Raw genomic sequence first — 16,064 nt, 5'->3', positions numbered from 1 at the left:
ACCGCCGACCATACTGGCGGGTGTGAACCGGGACAGGCGCGTGCGTCGTGGGCTCCGGGCGGTCGCGGCCTGGATCCGCAGCGCCCCGGGGACGTACATCTGGCTGCTGATCCTGTTCTTCACCACCGTCGCCCTGCACCACATGTCGCCCGACTTCGAGCAGGACTTCCTGCGGCAGCGCTCCACCAACATCCACGAGCTGTCGCAGAACCCGCTCCGGGTGCTGATCACCAGCGCGATGTGGATCGACGGCGGACGCTGGCTGCCGTACGCGGTGCTGTACACCGTCTTCCACGCCCCGGCCGAACGCTGGCTCGGCACCCTGCGCTGGCTCGCGGTGTGCGTGGCCGCGCACGTGCTCGCCACGCTGATCAGCGAACTGGCCCTGCTGAAGGCCGTCCACGACGGAATCGCCCCGCACTCGGCCGTCAACACCCTCGACATCGGCGTCAGTTACGCGCTGGCCGGCGTCGTGGCGGTGCTCACGTACCACATCACGGCGCCCTGGCGGTACGGGTACCTGGCGGTGCTGCTCGCGGTCTACACGGTTCCGCTCGTCACCGGCCGCACCTTCACCGACTTCGGCCACTTCCTGGCCGTTCTCATCGGACTGGGCTGCTGTCCGCTGGCCAGAGGCCGCGGAAAAGCATGGAATCCGAAGGAGACACTGACCGCTCTGTGGGTTAGCGTCCGCGCATGAACAGCTCGGCAAGCAGTGTCGTCAACGGCGGCATCTCCTTCTGGTACGCGGACGACGGTCTCCCGGCGGTGCGGGAGCCGCTGGCCGGGGACGCGTCCGCGGACGTCGTCATCGTCGGCGGCGGCTACACGGGACTGTGGACCGCGTACTACCTGAAGAAGGCCGCGCCCTTCCTGCGGATCACCGTCCTGGAGCAGAAGTTCTGCGGCTACGGCGCCTCCGGCCGCAACGGCGGCTGGCTGTACAACGGCGTCGCGGGCCGCGACCGGTACGCGAAGCTGCACGGGCACGAGGCCGCCGTGCGCCTGCAGAAGGCGATGAACGACACCGTCGCCGAGGTGGTCGCCGTCGCGGAGGCGGAGGGCATCGACGCCGACGTGCACCGCGGCGGGGTCCTGGAGGTGGCCACCACCCCCGCCCAGCTGGCCCGGCTGAAGGCGTTCCACGAGCACGAGCTGTCCTACGGCGAGAAGGACCGCGAGCTGTACGGCGCCCGGGAGACCGCCGAGCGGATCAGGGTGGCCGGCGCGGTGGGCTCCGCCTGGACCCCGCACGGCGCCCGGCTGCACCCGGTGAAGCTGGTCAAGGGCCTCGCGGCGGCCGTCGAGGCGCTCGGTGTGACCGTCCACGAGTGGACGCCGGTCACCGAGATCCGTCCCCGGCACGCCGTGACCCCCTACGGCACCGTCCGCGCCCCCTACGTCCTGCGCTGCACGGAGGGCTTCACCGCCTCCCTCAAGGGCCAGCGGCGCACCTGGCTGCCGATGAACTCCTCGATGATCGCCACCGAACCGCTCACCGAGGAGCAGTGGGCGGCCGTCGGCTGGGACGGCCGGGAGACGCTCGGCGACATGGCGCACGCCTACATGTACGCGCAGCGCACCGCCGACGGGCGGATCGCGCTGGGCGGACGCGGGGTGCCGTACCGCTTCGGCTCGCGCACCGACAACGACGGGCGGACCCAGCCGGAGACCGTCGAGGCCCTGCGGGAGATCCTCACCCGCTTCTTCCCCGCCCTCGCCGGCGTGCGCGTGGCGCACGCCTGGTCCGGCGTCCTGGGCGTCCCGCGCGACTGGTGCGCCACCGTCACCCTCGACCGGACCACCGGGCTCGGCTGGGCGGGCGGATACGTCGGTTCCGGCGTCGCCACCACCAACCTGGCCGCCCGCACCCTGCGCGACCTCGTCCAGCGGGACTCGGGCCAGGGCGGCCGCACCGAGCTGACGGACCTGCCCTGGGTGAACCACAAGGTCCGCCGGTGGGAGCCGGAACCGCTGCGCTGGCTGGGCGTCCAGGGCATGTACGCCACCTACCGCGCCGCCGACCGGCGCGAACTGCTCCACCCGAGCGCGCGGTCCTCGCGGCTGGCCCGGGCCGCGGACCGGGTGGCGGGCCGGCACTGACGCCCACCGGGTGACGGGGGGAGGGCGGCCGCTGGTTACCCTCCCCTCATGATTCGCTCCGCGACCCCTGCCGACGTCCCCGTCATCCATGCCCTGATCCGCGAGCTGGCCGAGTACGAGAAGGCGCCGCAGGAGGCACGGGCGAGCGAGGAGCAGCTTCGCGAGGCGCTGTTCGGCGAGCGGCCGGCGGCGTTCGCGCACATCGCCGAGGACGGGACCACCGGCGAGCCCGTCGGCTTCGCGCTGTGGTTCCTGAACTTCTCCACCTGGCGCGGGGTGCACGGCATCTACCTGGAGGACCTGTACGTCCGCCCCGTCGCGCGCGGCGGCGGCCACGGCCGGGCCCTGCTGACCGAACTGGCCCGCATCTGCGTGAGCCGCGGCTACGAGCGCCTGGAGTGGTCGGTCCTGAACTGGAACCGCCCCGCGATCGGCTTCTACGAGGCCCTCGGCGCCCGCCCGCAGGACGAGTGGACGGTGTACCGCCTCACGGACGACGCGCTGGCGGAGCTGGGTCGCGCGGCCGGCTGACGGCTCCCGGCCGGCCGGGACAGGGAGCCGCGGGGAGAGCACGGGGAGAGCACGGAGAGCGCGAAGAGAGCGCGGGGGATCAGCCCACCGGCTCCGCGACCGGGGTCTCGGTGGGGGCGCCGTGGCCGGGGGCCCTGGCGGTGACCATCAGGGCCGCCACCAGGCCGGCCAGCAGCATCACGCCCGCCGCCCACCAGATGGCGACCGTGTAGCCGTGCACCACGCCGGCCGGGATCACCGCGGCCTTCTCGGCCGGGCTGTGCAGATGGGCGGTGATGTAGACGGCGCTGCTGGTGGTGGCGATGGTGTTGAGCAGCGCCGTGCCGATGGAGCCGCCCACCTGCTGGGCGGTGTTGACGGTCGCCGAGGTGACCCCCGCGTCGCGCGGGGCGACGCCCGAGGTGGCGGTGGCGAACACCGGCATGAAGGTCAGGCCCATGCCGAGGCCCATCAGCAGCAGGGCGGGCAGGATCTCGCCGCTGTAGGAGGAATCGACCGTCATCCGGGTCAGCAGCAACAGCCCGGACGCGGCCAGCAGCATGCCGGGCACCATGAGCGCGCGCGGGGCCACCCGGTGCAGCAGCCGGGCCGATATCTGGGTGGAGCCGATGATGATCGCGGCGGTCAGCGGCAGGAACGCCAGACCCGCCCGCACCGGTGAGTACCCGAGGATGACCTGCAGGTAGTAGGTCATGAACAGGAACAGCCCGAACATGCCGATCACGGCGAGCATCATGGTCAGGAAGCAGCCCGCGCGGTTGCGGTCGCGGACGATGTGCAGCGGCAGCAGCGGGCTCGGGGCGCGGTTCTGCCACCACACGAAGCCGACGAGCAGCGCGACACCGACCGCGAACAGGGCGATGACCAGCGGGTCGGTCCAGCCGCGGGGCTCGGCCTCGCTGAAGCCGTAGACGACCGCGACCAGTCCGCCGCAGCCGAGCACCGCGCCGGGCACGTCGAGGCGGACGTCGCGGTGGCCGGGGCGGTCGTGGAGCAGGGTGAGGGCGCCGAGCACCGCGACGACGGCGATGGGCACGTTGACGTACAGGCACCAGCGCCAGTTCAGGTACTCGGTGAGCAGGCCGCCCACGATGAACCCGATCGCCGAGCCGCTGCCGGCCAGCGCGCCGTAGATGCCGAACGCCTTCCCTCGCTCGCGGAGGTCGGTGAACGTCGTGGTCAGCAGGCTCAGCGCGGAGGGCGCGAGGACGGCCGCGAAGGCGCCCTGCAGGGCCCGGGCGCCGAACAGCATGGCGGAACTGGTGGCCGCGCCGCCGAACGCGGAGGCGGCCGCGAAGCCGACCAGGCCGACGACGAAGGTCCGTTTGCGGCCGGCGAGGTCGGCGATCCGGCCGCCGAGCAGCAGCAGCCCGCCGAAGGCGAGGGTGTAGGCGGTGATGACCCACTGCCGGTTGCCGTCGGACATGTCCAGGGCGCGCTGCGCCGAGGGGAGCGCGATGTTCACGATCGTCGCGTCCAGGACCACCATCAGCTGCGCGAGGGCGATGACGACCAGCGCCCACCAGCGATGGGGATCGGCTTCCACGGTCCTGGCCGCCGTCGGCGCGGGTTCACCCTTTCGGCCGATACTCATCTGGCCAGAAGACCATGAATCGGGGCGTATCGCATCCGCGTGTGCGGAGTTGCGGCGTTCGTCGTGCATGACGGGAGCACCACCTTCAGGCGTGTTCGATGTCGAGGGCGGGACGCCCGGTGATCAGTGACACCGCGGTGACCGCGCTGTCCCTTGGACGACGAGGGCCCGGGGGAATGTGACATCCGCCCGGGGCGCGTCCCGTCCCCGCGGGCCGGGCGGATTGTCAGTGCCGCGGTGCAGCATGAGGCCATGGCGAGGAGAACGACGGGCACGGGCCCGGGCAGGACGGGGACGAAGAGCGCGCGCCGGCCGGAGGTGCGGCTGCCGCCGCTGGGGCCCTGGGCGGGCGGCGCGCTGGAGCCGGACGGTGACTACGACGGGCTGGAGTTCCGGGAGGCCGACCTGTCCGGGCAGGACGGGGCGGGCGCCCGCTTCATGGACTGCGCGCTCACCGGCTGCGCGGTGGACGAAACGGCGCTGCCCCGGGCCCGCGTGCTGGACTCGGTCCTCACCGGCCTGCGCGGGGTCGGCACGAACCTGGCCGAGTCCACCTGGCGCGACGTCGAGCTGCGCGACCCCCGCCTGGGCGGCACCCAGCTGCACGGAGCCGTCATGGAGCGGGTCGTGGTCCGGGGCGGCAAGATCGACTTCCTCAACCTGCGCGAGGCCCGGCTCAAGGACGTCGTCTTCGACTCCTGCGTCCTGGTGGAGCCCGACTTCGCCGGCGCCCGGCTGGAGCGGGTGGAGTTCGTGGACTGTGCGCTCAGGGAGGCCGACTTCGGCAACGCGACGCTGAAGGACGTCGACCTGCGCGGGGCCGCTCCGCTGGAGATCACCCGCGGCCTGGACCGGCTGTCCGGGGCGGTGATCAGCACGGGGCAGCTGCTGGACCTGGCCCCCGTCCTGGCGGCGGAGCTGGGCATCCGCGTGGAGGGCTGAGCACGGGGGACGTGCCGGTGAGGGGGAGAAAGGGCCGGGTCAGGAGACCCGGGGAAAGCGGGCCTGCAGGGTCCAGATCGCCGGGTTCTCCGCCAGGTCCTCGTGCAGATCGGCCAGGTCGGCGATCAGGTCGTGGAGGAAGTCCCGTGCCTCACGGCGGAGTTCGGCGTGGGAGAAGGTGAGCGGGGCCTCCTCGGCCGGCATCCAGTCGGCCTCGATGTCCACCCAGCCGAAGCGGCGCTCGAAGAGCATCCGGTCGGTGGACTCGGTGAAGTCGAGCTCCGCCCGCTGCGGGCGTGAGGCGCGGGAGCCCATCGGGTCCCGGTCCAGCCGCTCGGCGATGTCGCACAGCGCCCACGCGAAGTCCAGCACCGGCACCCATCCCCAGGCTGTGGACAGTTCCCGGTCCGCCTTGGTGTCCGCGAGGTAGACGTCCCCGCAGAACAGGTCGTGCCGCAGCGCGTGGACGTCCGCGCGGCGGTAGTCGGTCTGCGGTGGGTCCGGGAAGCGGTTGGAGAGGGCGTAGCCGATGTCGAGCACGGGAGAGATGGTGTCACGCCCACGCCTCGCGCCGGGCCCCGGCGGGTTCCCCGGCCTAGGATCACTGACATGTCCAGATCCGCGCGCCTGGTTCCGGCCGCCGCCGCGCTGTGCGTCCTCGCCCTCACCGGCACCGGGTGCGACCGCGGCGTGCACGGCACCCCGGGCGGCCACGGCGTGCGCGACCCCTACTTCCCGAGGGCCGGCAACGGCGGCTACGACGTCACCCACTACGGCCTCACCCTCGACTACACCCCGGCCGCCCGCCACCTCACCGGCACGGCGGTGATCACGGCTCGCGCCACCCAGGACCTGACCGCCTTCGACCTCGACCTCGACGGGCTGGACGTCGGCTCGGTCACCGTCGACGGCAGGGACGCCCGCTGGAACCGCGCCGGCCAGGAACTCACCGTCCGCCCCCACGACGACCTCCGCCGGGGCCGGACCTTCCGCACCACCGTCCGCTACTCGGGCACCCCGCGGACCCTCACCGACCCCGACGGCTCCAAGGAGGGCTGGCTGCCCACCGCGGACGGCGCGCTCGGCCTCGGCGAGCCGGTCGGCTCCATGGCCTGGTTCCCCGGCGACCACCACCCCTCGGACAAGGCGGCCTACGACATCACGGTCACCGTCCCGCAGGGCCTCCAGGCGGTCTCAAACGGGGAGCTGACGAGCCGACGCACCCACGGCGGGCGGACCACCTACGCCTGGCACATGGCCCAGCCCATGGCGAGCTACCTGGCCACGGTCGCCGTCGGCCGCTTCGGCATCACCCGCGCCACGGGCCCGCACGGCCTGCCGGTCCTCACCGCCGTCGACCCCACCCAGGCCCGGGCGAGCGCCGGGGTGCTCGCGAAGCTCCCCGGGATCATCGCGTGGGAGGAGAAGAACTTCGGCCCGTACCCGTTCTCCTCCACCGGGGCGATCGTCGACCGCCCCGACGACGCCGGCTACGCCCTGGAGACCCAGACCCGCCCCCTCTTCCCCGGCGCCCCCGCCACCTCCACCCTCGTGCACGAACTCGCCCACGAGTGGTACGGCGACTCGGTCACCCCCGCGACCTGGCAGGACATGTGGCTCAACGAGGGCTTCGCCACCTACGCGGAGTGGCTCTACGAGGAGGACCACGGCGGCCCGAGCGCGCAACGGGCCTTCGACGACCTGTACGAGGCGGACGACGAGGAGGTGTGGTCCTTCCCGCCGGCGAAGCCCTCCGACGCCGCGCACATCTCCGCCGCCCCCGTCTACCAGCGCGGCGCGGCGGTCCTGCAGAAGATCCGCCAGAAGGTCGGCGACGACACCTTCCACGCCATCCTCCGGGGCTGGGCCGCCGCCCACCGTTACGGCACCGCGAGCACCGCCGACTTCACCGCGTACGTCGAGCAGCAGGCGCCGGGCGAGGACTTCTCCGGGATCTGGCGGGACTGGCTGTACGGAAACGGCCGGCCGGACCACCCGTGACGGGCGGTCCGGCCGTGGAACTGCTGGAAGAGCGAGGCTACTTGACGTTGACCGCCGTCCAGGCCGCCGCCACCGCGTTGTACTCGGCGCTGCCGGACCCGTACAGGGCGGCCGCGGCCTGCAGGGTGCCGGTGCGGGCGCCCGCGTAGGTCGTGGTCGACGTGAAGTACGTGCTCAGGGCCTTGTACCAGATCTGGATGGCCTTGGCCCGGCCGATGCCGGTGACCGCGGCGCCGTTGTAGGTGGGCGAGTTGTAGGAGACGCCGTTGATCGTCTTGGCGCCGCTGCCCTCGCTCAGCAGGTAGAAGAAGTGGTTGGCGACGCCCGACGAGTAGTGCACGTCGAGGCGGCCGACCGTCTTCGACCAGTAGTCGGCGGAGCCGCCGTCCTTGCTGGGCTTGTCCATGTAGCGCAGCGGGGTGCCGTCGCCGTTGATGTCGATCTTCTCGCCGATGAGGTAGTCACCGGGGTCTGAGGCGTTGTTGGCGAAGAACTCCACCGAGGTGCCGAAGATGTCGGAGGTGGCCTCGTTCAGGCCGCCGGACTCCCGGCTGTAGTTGAGCTTCGCGGTGGCCGCGGTCAGACCGTGGCTCATCTCGTGGCCGGCCACGTCCAGCGAGGTGAGCGGGTCGGCGTTGCCCGCGCCGTCGCCGTACGTCATGCAGAAGCAGCTGTCGTCCCAGAAGGCGTTGACGTAGGCGTTGCCGTAGTGGACGCGCGAGTAGGCGGCCCTGCCGTCGCCCGCGATGCCGTTGCGGTTGAACGCGGACTTGTAGAAGTCCCAGGTGACGGCCGCGCCGTAGGCGGCGTCGACGGCCGCGGTCTGGCGGTTGCCGACGGTGCCGTCGCCCCAGGTGTCGTCGGCGTCGTGGAACAGGGCGCCGGTGCCGGTCGTGCCGCCGTTCAGGTCGTAGGTCTTGTGACCGCCGCGGCCGCCGTCGATCAGGTCGTAGCCGCCGGAGGCGGAGGCGGTGGTGCCGATCGTGACCGTGCCGCTGTACCGGCTGGTGCCGGTACCGGTGTCGATCGCCTGGTAGGAGTAGAGCTTCTTGCCGGTGCGCGCGTCGGTGATGACGTGCACCTCGCTCGGGGTGCCGTCGTGCTGGACGCCCTTGACGACGGACTCGTAGGCGAGGACCGGCTTGGCGCCGGCCGCCCAGACGACCTTGCGGGAGGACGAGGCGGTGGCCTTCGCGGTGTCCGCGGCCTTGAGGGCGGCCTTCTTCGCGTTCGCGGGGGAGACGGCCGCGGTGGTGGTGGGCACGGATATCCGGGCCTTGGCCGCCTTGTCGACGCCCTTGAGGGAACCGTTCTTCGCGACGTGGGTGACCAGGTCACCGCCGAGGACGGGCAGACCGGCGTAGGTGCGCTCGTAGCGCGTGTGGACCGTGCCGTCGGCGTCCTTGAGCACGTCCCGGACGACCAGCTTCTCCTTGCCGCCGAGGCCGAGTTCACGGGCCGCCGCGCCGGCGTGCTGCTGGGCGGTCTTCAGCGCGGTGACCCGGGCGGTCGCGCTGAGCGGGAGGGCCGTGGCGCCGGGGGTGTGCGTGGGGGCGGCGGTGGCCGAGCCGTTCTGCAGCGCGAGGACGACCATCGCGGCCGAGCCGGCCAGGGCGGCCGCGCGCAGGGCGGTCTTGCGGGAGGTGCGGGACGCGTGGGGCTGCTGTCTCACTCGATCTCCTTGGGGACTGGTCTCCGTGGGGTGGAGACACAGGCGGAACACAGGGGATGCACAGAGTTGCGGCGGGTGAGGAGAGAGTGACACCGGCGACGGGTGTTTGACAGGGCGCCGACAACATTTTACGTGTTCGTTTCCGAAAGGCGTGCGACGGAAACCGTTATGCGGACGCGGTGCGGAAGATCAACTATCCACTGACACAGCGCAGTTGGGGCGTGGTTCGTCGCACCTGCCGGGCGTCCGCCGCCGCCCGCCTCAGCTCTCCCACTCGTCCAGCATCCGGGCAAGGTCCGGAGGCCACACCGGCTCCGCCTCCGCGGCCAGTTCGGCCCTGCTCCACCAGCGCCAGGTGAGGATGCCGTCGGCGGCGTGCGCGGCGGCGAGCTGGGGGCCGGCCGGCTCGCGGTGCGGGCCGCGGGTGACGTAGACGTGCTCGTGCTGGCGGACCGGGACGCCGGTGTGCGTGAAGTCGTGTTCCCAGGTGCACAGCAGGTCGCCCGGCTCCACGTCGCCCCAGCCGGTCTCCTCGCGCAGCTCACGCCGGGCGCCCTCGCGCGGGCCCTCGCCCGCCTCCAGGCCGCCGCCGGGCAGCGCCCAGTGCACACCGACCTCGACGTTGTCGTACCGGAACAGCAGCACGGCGCCGCCGGGGTCGACCACGGCGACCCGGGCCGCCCGCCGGGGCGTGCGCAGCACCTTGCGCAGCACGGCGCAGGGGCGGCCGAGCGCGTGGTCGCGGCGGTGGTCCACCACCTCGTAGCCCAGGGCGGTCCAGAAGGCCAGCCCGCTGGTGTTGCCGTCGAGCACGGCGAGCCGCACGGCCCGGCGGCCGGCGGCCCGGAAGCGCTCCTCGACCTCGGTGGCGACCCGCCGGCCGTACCCCTTGCCCTGCTCGGAGGCGTCCACCAGCAGCAGCCCGATCCAGGGGTCCGGGTCGGCCGGGTCCGGGTGCCGGGCCAGGGTGATCACGAGCGCGACCAGCCGGCCCGCGGACCGGGCCAGCAGCACCTCGGCGTGCGCCTGGGCCAGTTCACCGGCCAGCAGGGCGGCCACCTGCTCGGGCCGTACGTCGTCCGGGTCGGGCAGGTCCCCGCTGAGCGCGAGGAAGTCGCGGTGGGAGGCGTACAGCGCCGTCAGTTCGGTGAGCAGCGGGGCCGGGATGTCACGGCCGGGTGGCAGCGGCTGGAGGATCACCCGGGCAAGGTAGCGCGGGTGCGCGGAAGCCCCGGGCCGCGGCCTGCTCGCCGCGGTCCGGGGCTCCCGCCGAAGGCCCTGCCGGTCAGACGTTCACACCGAAGTCCTGGGCGATGCCGACCAGGCCGGAGGCGTAACCCTGGCCGACGGCGCGGAACTTCCACTCGGCGCCGTTGCGGTACAGCTCGCCGAAGACCATCGCGGTCTCGGTGGCCGCGTCCTCCGACAGGTCGTAGCGCGCGATCTCGGCGCCGCCCGCCTGGTTGACGATGCGGATGTAGGCGTTGCGGACCTGGCCGAAGTTCTGGCCGCGGTTCTCGGCGTCGTAGATGGAGACCGGGAAGACGATCTTGTCGATGTCGGCCGGGAGAGCGGCCAGGTTGACGTTGATCGCCTCGTCGTCGCCCGCGCCCTCGCCGGTGCGGTTGTCACCGGTGTGGACGATGGAGTTGTCCGGGGTCTGCTTGTTGTTGAAGAACACGAAGTGGGCGTCGGAGTAGACCTTGCCCTGCGTGTTCACCGCGATGGCGGAGGCGTCCAGGTCGAAGTCCGTGCCGGTGGTGGTGCGGACGTCCCAGCCGAGGCCCACGGTGACGGCGGTCAGGCCCGGAGCCTCCTTGGTGAGCGAGACGTTGCCACCCTTGGACAGGCTTACAGCCATGTTGGGAGTCCCTTCCCTTGTATCCGTGTATCTGTGCCGATGAAGCTACCGTCACCGGGGAGAACGTCGAGGGGGGTCCCGGTGGTTCCGGATCCCTTTACCTTTTTTACCCGGATGGTCCAGGCGGCGAAAACCGGATGACGTGGGAGGGGCATGGCCGGGAACATGGGACACATGTCCGGTCCCTACCTCATCCGCGGCTCCGTCTCGCTCCCCGAGGCCGAGCTGGCGTGGCGTTTCTCGAGGTCGTCCGGTCCGGGCGGCCAGCACGTCAACACCAGTGACTCGCAGGTCGAGCTGCGCTTCGACCTGGCCGGCACCGAGGCCCTGCCCGCGGTCTGGAAGGAGCGGGCGCTGCAGCGGCTGGCCGGGCGGCTGGTCGACGGGGTCGTGGTGGTGCGCTCCTCCGAGCACCGCTCCCAGTGGCGCAACCGGGAGACCGCCGCCGTACGCCTGGCCGCCCTCCTCGCCGAGGCGACCGCACCGCCGCCCAAACCCCGCCGCCCGACCCGCGTCCCGCGGGGCATCAACGAACGACGGCTGCGCCAGAAGAAGGAGCGCTCGCAGACCAAGCGGGGCCGCTCGGGCCGCGACTGGGGATGACGGCCCCGCGGCGGTGAGCCGCCCAGGCGGACGGAGAACCGGCCGCGCGCATTCCGAAACCGTTTTCCCGCCGCCGCGACCGTGTAATTCCGTGGCCGTGGAATTCCGTGGCCGCGCGGTCAGCCCAACTGCCGGTAACGCCCCCGGAAATACAGCAGGGGGCCGCCCTCCGCGCTCGGCACCCGCGCGGTCAGCACCCGTCCGATGACGAGCGTGTGGTCGCCGGCCGTCACCCGCTGCTCGGTGCGGCACTCCAGGGTCGCCAGCGCGCCGCCCATCAGCGGGGCGCCGGTGGTCTCGCCGCGGACGTAGGGGAGGTCCTCGAAGAGCAGGCGGTCGCTGATCCGGCCCTTCATCGCGAAGCGCCCGGCGATGTGGCGCTGGCTCTCGGAGAGCACGGAGACGGCCCACAGCGGCTGTTCGTCCAGCAGGTCGTCCATGCGGGCGCCCGTCCGCAGGCTGACCAGCACCAGCGGCGGGTCCAGCGAGACGGACAGGAAGGCGGTGGCGGTCATGCCGACGTCCTCGACACCCGGCGCCATGGGGTCGTCCGGATCCAGCGGCGGCTCCTGCGCGGTCACCAGGACCACGCCCGCGCCCAGCCGGGACATCGCGGCCCGGAACTCGTCGTTGCTCACCCCCTCAGCATGCCCGGAAGCAGAGGTGGCGGTGGGTGAGGGAGTCTTCAGCACACCGGAAACGCTAATCTCCGCCCCGTACGCGCCGCATCGGCCCTCCGCCCGAGCCTGGTCCTAGGTCCGGGGGACCACGCCGGGACGGCCGTCCGGTGCATGATGTGAACGCGAAGAGAAAGCCTCTCCCAGGTAAACGCACGGGGAAAACGCGGAAACTCCACCCAATTGTTCATGTTCGCCTGTGACTTGAGTCACAAGGGGCAGGAATTGTTGACCCTGTGTACCGAGTGCGGAGCGCGCTGTGATTCAGTGGCGGGGAAGCCGCAGGAGCACGATTGGAAGCACACCTCACAGAAGCGCCGACGACAACCCTTGATTCGCTGCGAGGTCTCGGGGGGAGGGCGAGCATGGAGACCGAGTCGGAGCCGTATGTCCGCCTTGCGTCCCTGCGACAGCTGCACCAGGTCATGGCCGACATGAACACGGCCCGCAGCCTGGCGGACACACTGCAGTCGGTCGCCGACGGCGTCGTGGGCGCCCTCGGCTACGAGATGGCCGCCGTCAACCTGGTGCGCCAGGACGGCGATCTCGTCGTCGCCGCCTTCTCCGGCAACTCCGCGGCCGAGTCCCTCATCACCGGCCGGGTCGGTTCGCGCGACTCCTGGGACCGGCGGCTGAACATGGGCGAGCAGTGGGGCGACCTCGTGTTCATACCGCACACCGAGGGATGGGTGCTGGACGACGACGACGTCCCGCAGTGGTACACCGACGGACCCGCCCCCCGCTTCGAGGACGAGTGGCACCCCTCCGACCGGCTCTTCGCCCCGATGTACACGCCCGGCGTGCAGGGCGGCTCCTCCGGCGAGCTGCTCGGGGTCATATCCGTCGACCGGCCGCGCAACGGCCGACGCCCCGGCGCCTGGGGCCGCGAGGCCCTGCAGATGTACGCCTTCCAGGCCGCCATCGCCATCAGCAACGCGCGTCTACGTGCGAACATGCAGCGCGCCCTGGTCCGCCTGGAGCGGGACCAGCAGGCCCTCAGGGCCAGCGAGGAGAGCTTCCGGCAGGCGTTCGAGTACGCCCCCTCCGGCATGGCCATCGCCGAGATGGGCGGCGACCAGCACGGCCGGATCCTGCGCACCAACGACGCCCTGTGCCGCCTGCTGGGCCGGCCCGCCTCCGCGATGCGCCGCTACTCCTTCTCGGACCTGGTCCACCCCGAGGACATCGGCACCCTGCTGCGCACCTCGGCGGAGGGCGGCCGCGCGGAGCTGCGCCTCGGCCGCCGTGACGGCAGCTACGTCTGGGTCAGCCTGCGCAACTCCGTCGTCGCCGACGCCGCCGACGGGCCCCGCTTCCTGCTCACGCACGTCGAGGACATCGAGGAGCGCAAGCGCCGCGAGCTGCAGCTCGCCCACCGCGCCTCCCACGACTCCCTCACCGGCCTGCCGAACTCCGCCGAGCTGCGCTCGCGCCTCTCGTCCCGCCTGTGCCGGCGCCAGGCCCAGCCGGGCGTCCTGGAGTCCCTGGACGCGGCCTACGGCCACCCCGCCTTCGAGGCCCCCACCGGGCACGGCTTCGACTTCGCGCAGGGCGGCGAGGCGTTCGACGGCTTCGACCACCACGTCCACACCATCGCCCCCGAGGACGGCCGCGACGACGGGACCAAGGGTCTCGCGGTCCTCTTCTGCGACCTGGACGGCTTCAAGTCGATCAACGACAGGTTCGGGCACAACGCGGGCGACGCGGTCCTGATCGAGGTCGCCCGCAGGCTCAGCAGGGGGGTGCGCGACGGGGACACCGTCGCCCGGCTCGGCGGCGACGAGTTCGTGATCCTCGCCGACGGACTCGGCAAGGCCGACGCCCAGGACCTCGCCGTGCGCCTGCGCAACGAGATCATCCAGCCCATCCGCGCCGAGGGCCGGGCCGTCCGGGTGGGCGCCAGCTTCGGCATCGGCTGGGCGCACTGCGGCATGACGGCGGACGAAGTGCTGAAGTCCGCCGACGAGCGGATGTACGTAGAGAAACGATCTCGTCCCAAACAGCACCGCCGTGCGGGATGACTCCCAGGTCAGTGAGCTGATGCGAGGTGACTCACCCGTTTGGGGCAGCCGGAGCGGGTAGGCTCGCCATTCCACACGCGTATCGCATCCGCCCGCACCTGTTGAGGAGTACCAAGGGATGACGCCCGGCGACAACGGCGCGAGCACGCCCGAGGACGAGGACCCGTTCGGCTACCTGTACGCCGACGGACAGGCCAGAGGGGCCCAGCCGCCGTCCGGTGGCTACGGCTACCCGAACTCGGTCAGCAGAGTGCGCGCGGTCGGCGAGCGCACCTACGGCGGCTCGTCGCAGGCGGCCCCGTACGGCCAGCAGCAGACCGTCCCCCAGCAGGGCGCCTACGGCCAGCCGAACGCCCACTACCAGGCGCCCGAGACGCTGCCCGGCGGTGCTCCGACGGGCCGGCAGTCCGCCCCGTCCGGCGGTGGCGGCGGCCGGCGCGGTCCCAACACCAAGGGGCTGCTCACCGGTGCGATCGCCGTGGTCGCCGTGGTCGTCATCGGTATCGGCGTCGCGATGATCAACGGCAACTCGGACGACAAGTCGGACAGCCAGGCGGGGGCCTCCCCGGCCCAGTCGCAGAGCAGCGAGCCGAGCGCGTCGAGCAGCAAGTCGGCGGCGCCGGGCGAGCTGCCGAAGACGGACGCCAACGCGCTCCAGCTCACCGGCGGCGCGACCAAGGACTCGAAGTTCGCGGGCGCCGAGGCCGCCGGCGGCACCTACGTGGGCGGTCTGGACACGGTCGGTTCCTCGGTGACCTGGACGGTCAACGACATCCCCGAGGACGGTCCGTACACCCTCTTCGTGAACTACAGCGCGACCGGTGACGACGACCAGTCGATGACGGTCACCGTCAACGGCAAGGAGTTCGGCAGCAAGCTGGGCATGAAGAACTACCGGCACGCGGCCGACGGGGACTTCGCCAAGGGCTGGACCACCTCCTTCGTGTGGCCGACCCTGAAGAAGGGCACCAACACCATCGCCGTCTCCTGCCAGGCCGGCGACAAGTGCAACGTCCTCCTCGACCAGATGTGGATCAAGAAGGGCCAGGTCCAGCGGGACAGCTAGGTCCCTAGGCCACGCTGACCACCCCGGCCACCGCGACCCGGGCGCGCAGGTCCTCGTAGGCGGCGGCGTCGAACTCGCCCGCCGCCGGTGCCCGTACGGTCGCCGCCGACAGGGCGACCGCGCGGGCCAGCCGCTCCGGCCAGGAGAGGCGCTCCACGAGGCCCGACAGCAGTCCCGCGACCGCCGAGTCGCCGGCGCCGGTCGGGTTGCCGTGGACGCGGGCGGGCGGGGCGGCGCGCCAGCGGCCCTCGGGGGTCGCGGCGAGCAGGCCCTGCGGGCCGAGGGAGGCCACGACCGCGTGGGCGCCCCGGCGCCGGGCGTCCTGGGTGGCACGTGACGGTTCGTGCGAACCGGTCAGCTCGGCCAGTTCCTCCGCGTTCGGCTTGATGATGTCGGGGCGGGCGGCGACCCCGCGGCGCAGCGGCTCCCCGCTGGTGTCCAGCAGTACCGGCACGCCGACGGCCCGGGCGGTGCGGACCAGACCCGCGTAGGCGCCCACCGGGACCCCCGGCGGCAGGCTGCCGGACAGGGCCACCGCCGAGGCGGCCGGCAAAAGTTCCGCGTAGCGGTCGAGGAAGGCGTCCCACTCGGCCGGCTCGATCTGCGGTCCTGGCTCGTTGAGCTGGGTCGTGTCGCCGGTCAGCTCGTCCACCACGGCGATCGTGCGGCGGGTGGCTCCCGCGCACGGCACCAGCGCGTCCGTCACCCCCGGCACGCCCGCGAGCCGTTCGCGCAGCACCTGTCCGGTGGCGCCGCCCGCGAAGCCGGCGACCGTCACCTCGTGGCCGAGCGCGGCCAGCACCCGGGCCACGTTCACGCCCTTGCCGCCCGGCCGTTCGGCGACGTCCGAGACGCGGTGCGAGGCGTGCGGCCGCAGGGCCCCCACGCGATAGGTGATGTCGAGTGCGGTGTTCAGTGTGACCGTGAGGATCACCCGGGCCGACCTCCCCTCGAATGGCGTCGCCATCGGTTACCGGGGACCCGATCATGCCA

Annotated in this window: 15 protein-coding genes; 8 read left to right on the top strand and 7 right to left on the bottom strand. The window is 72.3% G+C overall.

Annotated elements, in window-relative coordinates:
* Positions 1 to 10 precede the first annotated feature (10 nt).
* The 3 genes from PV343_RS18240 to PV343_RS18230 are packed head-to-tail and all read left to right on the top strand — an operon-like array spanning position 11 to position 2,634.
* Positions 11 to 700 carry a rhomboid-like protein gene (locus PV343_RS18240; RefSeq protein WP_387953036.1) on the top strand — a complete coding sequence of 230 codons (690 nt, stop codon included), beginning with the start codon at positions 11 to 13 and terminating at the stop codon, positions 698 to 700.
* Positions 697 to 2,103, top strand: a complete 1,407-nt coding sequence (locus tag PV343_RS18235; protein WP_319147985.1) for an NAD(P)/FAD-dependent oxidoreductase — start codon at positions 697 to 699, stop codon at positions 2,101 to 2,103. The genes PV343_RS18240 and PV343_RS18235 overlap by 4 nt, the downstream gene beginning before the upstream one ends.
* A 48-nt stretch (positions 2,104 to 2,151) precedes the next feature.
* A complete protein-coding gene (locus PV343_RS18230; RefSeq protein ID WP_319147984.1) occupies positions 2,152 to 2,634 on the top strand; it encodes a GNAT family N-acetyltransferase in 483 nt (160 codons plus the stop codon).
* 79 nt (positions 2,635 to 2,713) lie between these two features.
* Here the strand turns inward: PV343_RS18230 and PV343_RS18225 are convergent, their stop codons facing one another.
* Positions 2,714 to 4,228, bottom strand: coding sequence for an MFS transporter (locus PV343_RS18225; RefSeq protein ID WP_319147983.1), 1,515 nt, complete (start codon positions 4,226 to 4,228; stop codon positions 2,714 to 2,716).
* Between the two features lie 252 nt (positions 4,229 to 4,480).
* On the opposite strand from PV343_RS18225, the gene PV343_RS18220 reads away from it, so the two are divergent.
* A complete protein-coding gene (locus tag PV343_RS18220; RefSeq protein WP_319147982.1) occupies positions 4,481 to 5,170 on the top strand; it encodes a pentapeptide repeat-containing protein in 690 nt (229 codons plus the stop codon).
* A 39-nt stretch (positions 5,171 to 5,209) separates the two neighbouring features.
* Here PV343_RS18220 and PV343_RS18215 read toward each other — a convergent pair whose 3' ends face one another.
* Positions 5,210 to 5,710, bottom strand: coding sequence for a hypothetical protein (locus PV343_RS18215; RefSeq protein WP_319147981.1), 501 nt, complete (start codon positions 5,708 to 5,710; stop codon positions 5,210 to 5,212).
* Between the two features lie 69 nt (positions 5,711 to 5,779).
* On the opposite strand from PV343_RS18215, the gene PV343_RS18210 reads away from it, so the two are divergent.
* Positions 5,780 to 7,171 carry a M1 family metallopeptidase gene (locus PV343_RS18210; RefSeq protein ID WP_319147980.1) on the top strand — a complete coding sequence of 464 codons (1,392 nt, stop codon included), beginning with the start codon at positions 5,780 to 5,782 and terminating at the stop codon, positions 7,169 to 7,171.
* A gap of 37 nt (positions 7,172 to 7,208) precedes the next feature.
* Here the strand turns inward: PV343_RS18210 and PV343_RS18205 are convergent, their stop codons facing one another.
* The 3 genes from PV343_RS18205 to PV343_RS18195 form a co-directional block, all read right to left on the bottom strand.
* Positions 7,209 to 8,765 (bottom strand): M4 family metallopeptidase, encoded by a 1,557-nt coding sequence (locus PV343_RS18205; RefSeq protein WP_319148080.1) that lies wholly within the window; start codon positions 8,763 to 8,765, stop codon positions 7,209 to 7,211.
* Between the two features lie 339 nt (positions 8,766 to 9,104).
* Positions 9,105 to 10,043 carry a bifunctional GNAT family N-acetyltransferase/NUDIX hydrolase gene (locus PV343_RS18200; protein WP_319147979.1) on the bottom strand — a complete coding sequence of 313 codons (939 nt, stop codon included), beginning with the start codon at positions 10,041 to 10,043 and terminating at the stop codon, positions 9,105 to 9,107.
* Between the two features lie 85 nt (positions 10,044 to 10,128).
* Positions 10,129 to 10,704 (bottom strand): TerD family protein, encoded by a 576-nt coding sequence (locus PV343_RS18195; RefSeq protein ID WP_020940795.1) that lies wholly within the window; start codon positions 10,702 to 10,704, stop codon positions 10,129 to 10,131.
* Positions 10,705 to 10,869: 165 nt separating this feature from the next.
* Between PV343_RS18195 and arfB the strand changes: the two genes are divergently transcribed.
* Positions 10,870 to 11,307, top strand: a complete 438-nt coding sequence (gene arfB / locus PV343_RS18190) for an alternative ribosome rescue aminoacyl-tRNA hydrolase ArfB (protein ID WP_319148079.1) — start codon at positions 10,870 to 10,872, stop codon at positions 11,305 to 11,307.
* Between the two features lie 119 nt (positions 11,308 to 11,426).
* Here the strand turns inward: arfB and PV343_RS18185 are convergent, their stop codons facing one another.
* Positions 11,427 to 11,999 (bottom strand): flavin reductase family protein, encoded by a 573-nt coding sequence (locus PV343_RS18185; RefSeq protein WP_319147978.1) that lies wholly within the window; start codon positions 11,997 to 11,999, stop codon positions 11,427 to 11,429.
* Between the two features lie 350 nt (positions 12,000 to 12,349).
* Here PV343_RS18185 and cdgB point away from each other — a divergent pair, with 350 nt between their 5' ends.
* Positions 12,350 to 14,005: a diguanylate cyclase CdgB gene (cdgB, locus tag PV343_RS18180; protein ID WP_319147977.1), complete on the top strand. Its 1,656-nt coding sequence runs from the start codon at positions 12,350 to 12,352 to the stop codon at positions 14,003 to 14,005.
* A gap of 118 nt (positions 14,006 to 14,123) precedes the next feature.
* Positions 14,124 to 15,071, top strand: a complete 948-nt coding sequence (locus PV343_RS18175; RefSeq protein WP_319147976.1) for a carbohydrate-binding protein — start codon at positions 14,124 to 14,126, stop codon at positions 15,069 to 15,071.
* Between the two features lie 4 nt (positions 15,072 to 15,075).
* Here PV343_RS18175 and PV343_RS18170 read toward each other — a convergent pair whose 3' ends face one another.
* A complete protein-coding gene (locus PV343_RS18170; RefSeq protein WP_319147975.1) occupies positions 15,076 to 16,005 on the bottom strand; it encodes a 1-phosphofructokinase family hexose kinase in 930 nt (309 codons plus the stop codon).
* Positions 16,006 to 16,064 lie beyond the last annotated feature (59 nt).

The sequence above is a fragment of the Streptomyces sp. WI03-4A genome, from assembly GCF_033792105.1.
Classification (GTDB): domain Bacteria; phylum Actinomycetota; class Actinomycetes; order Streptomycetales; family Streptomycetaceae; genus Streptomyces; species Streptomyces collinus_A.
This window is presented reverse-complemented; position numbering and strand designations above follow the sequence as displayed.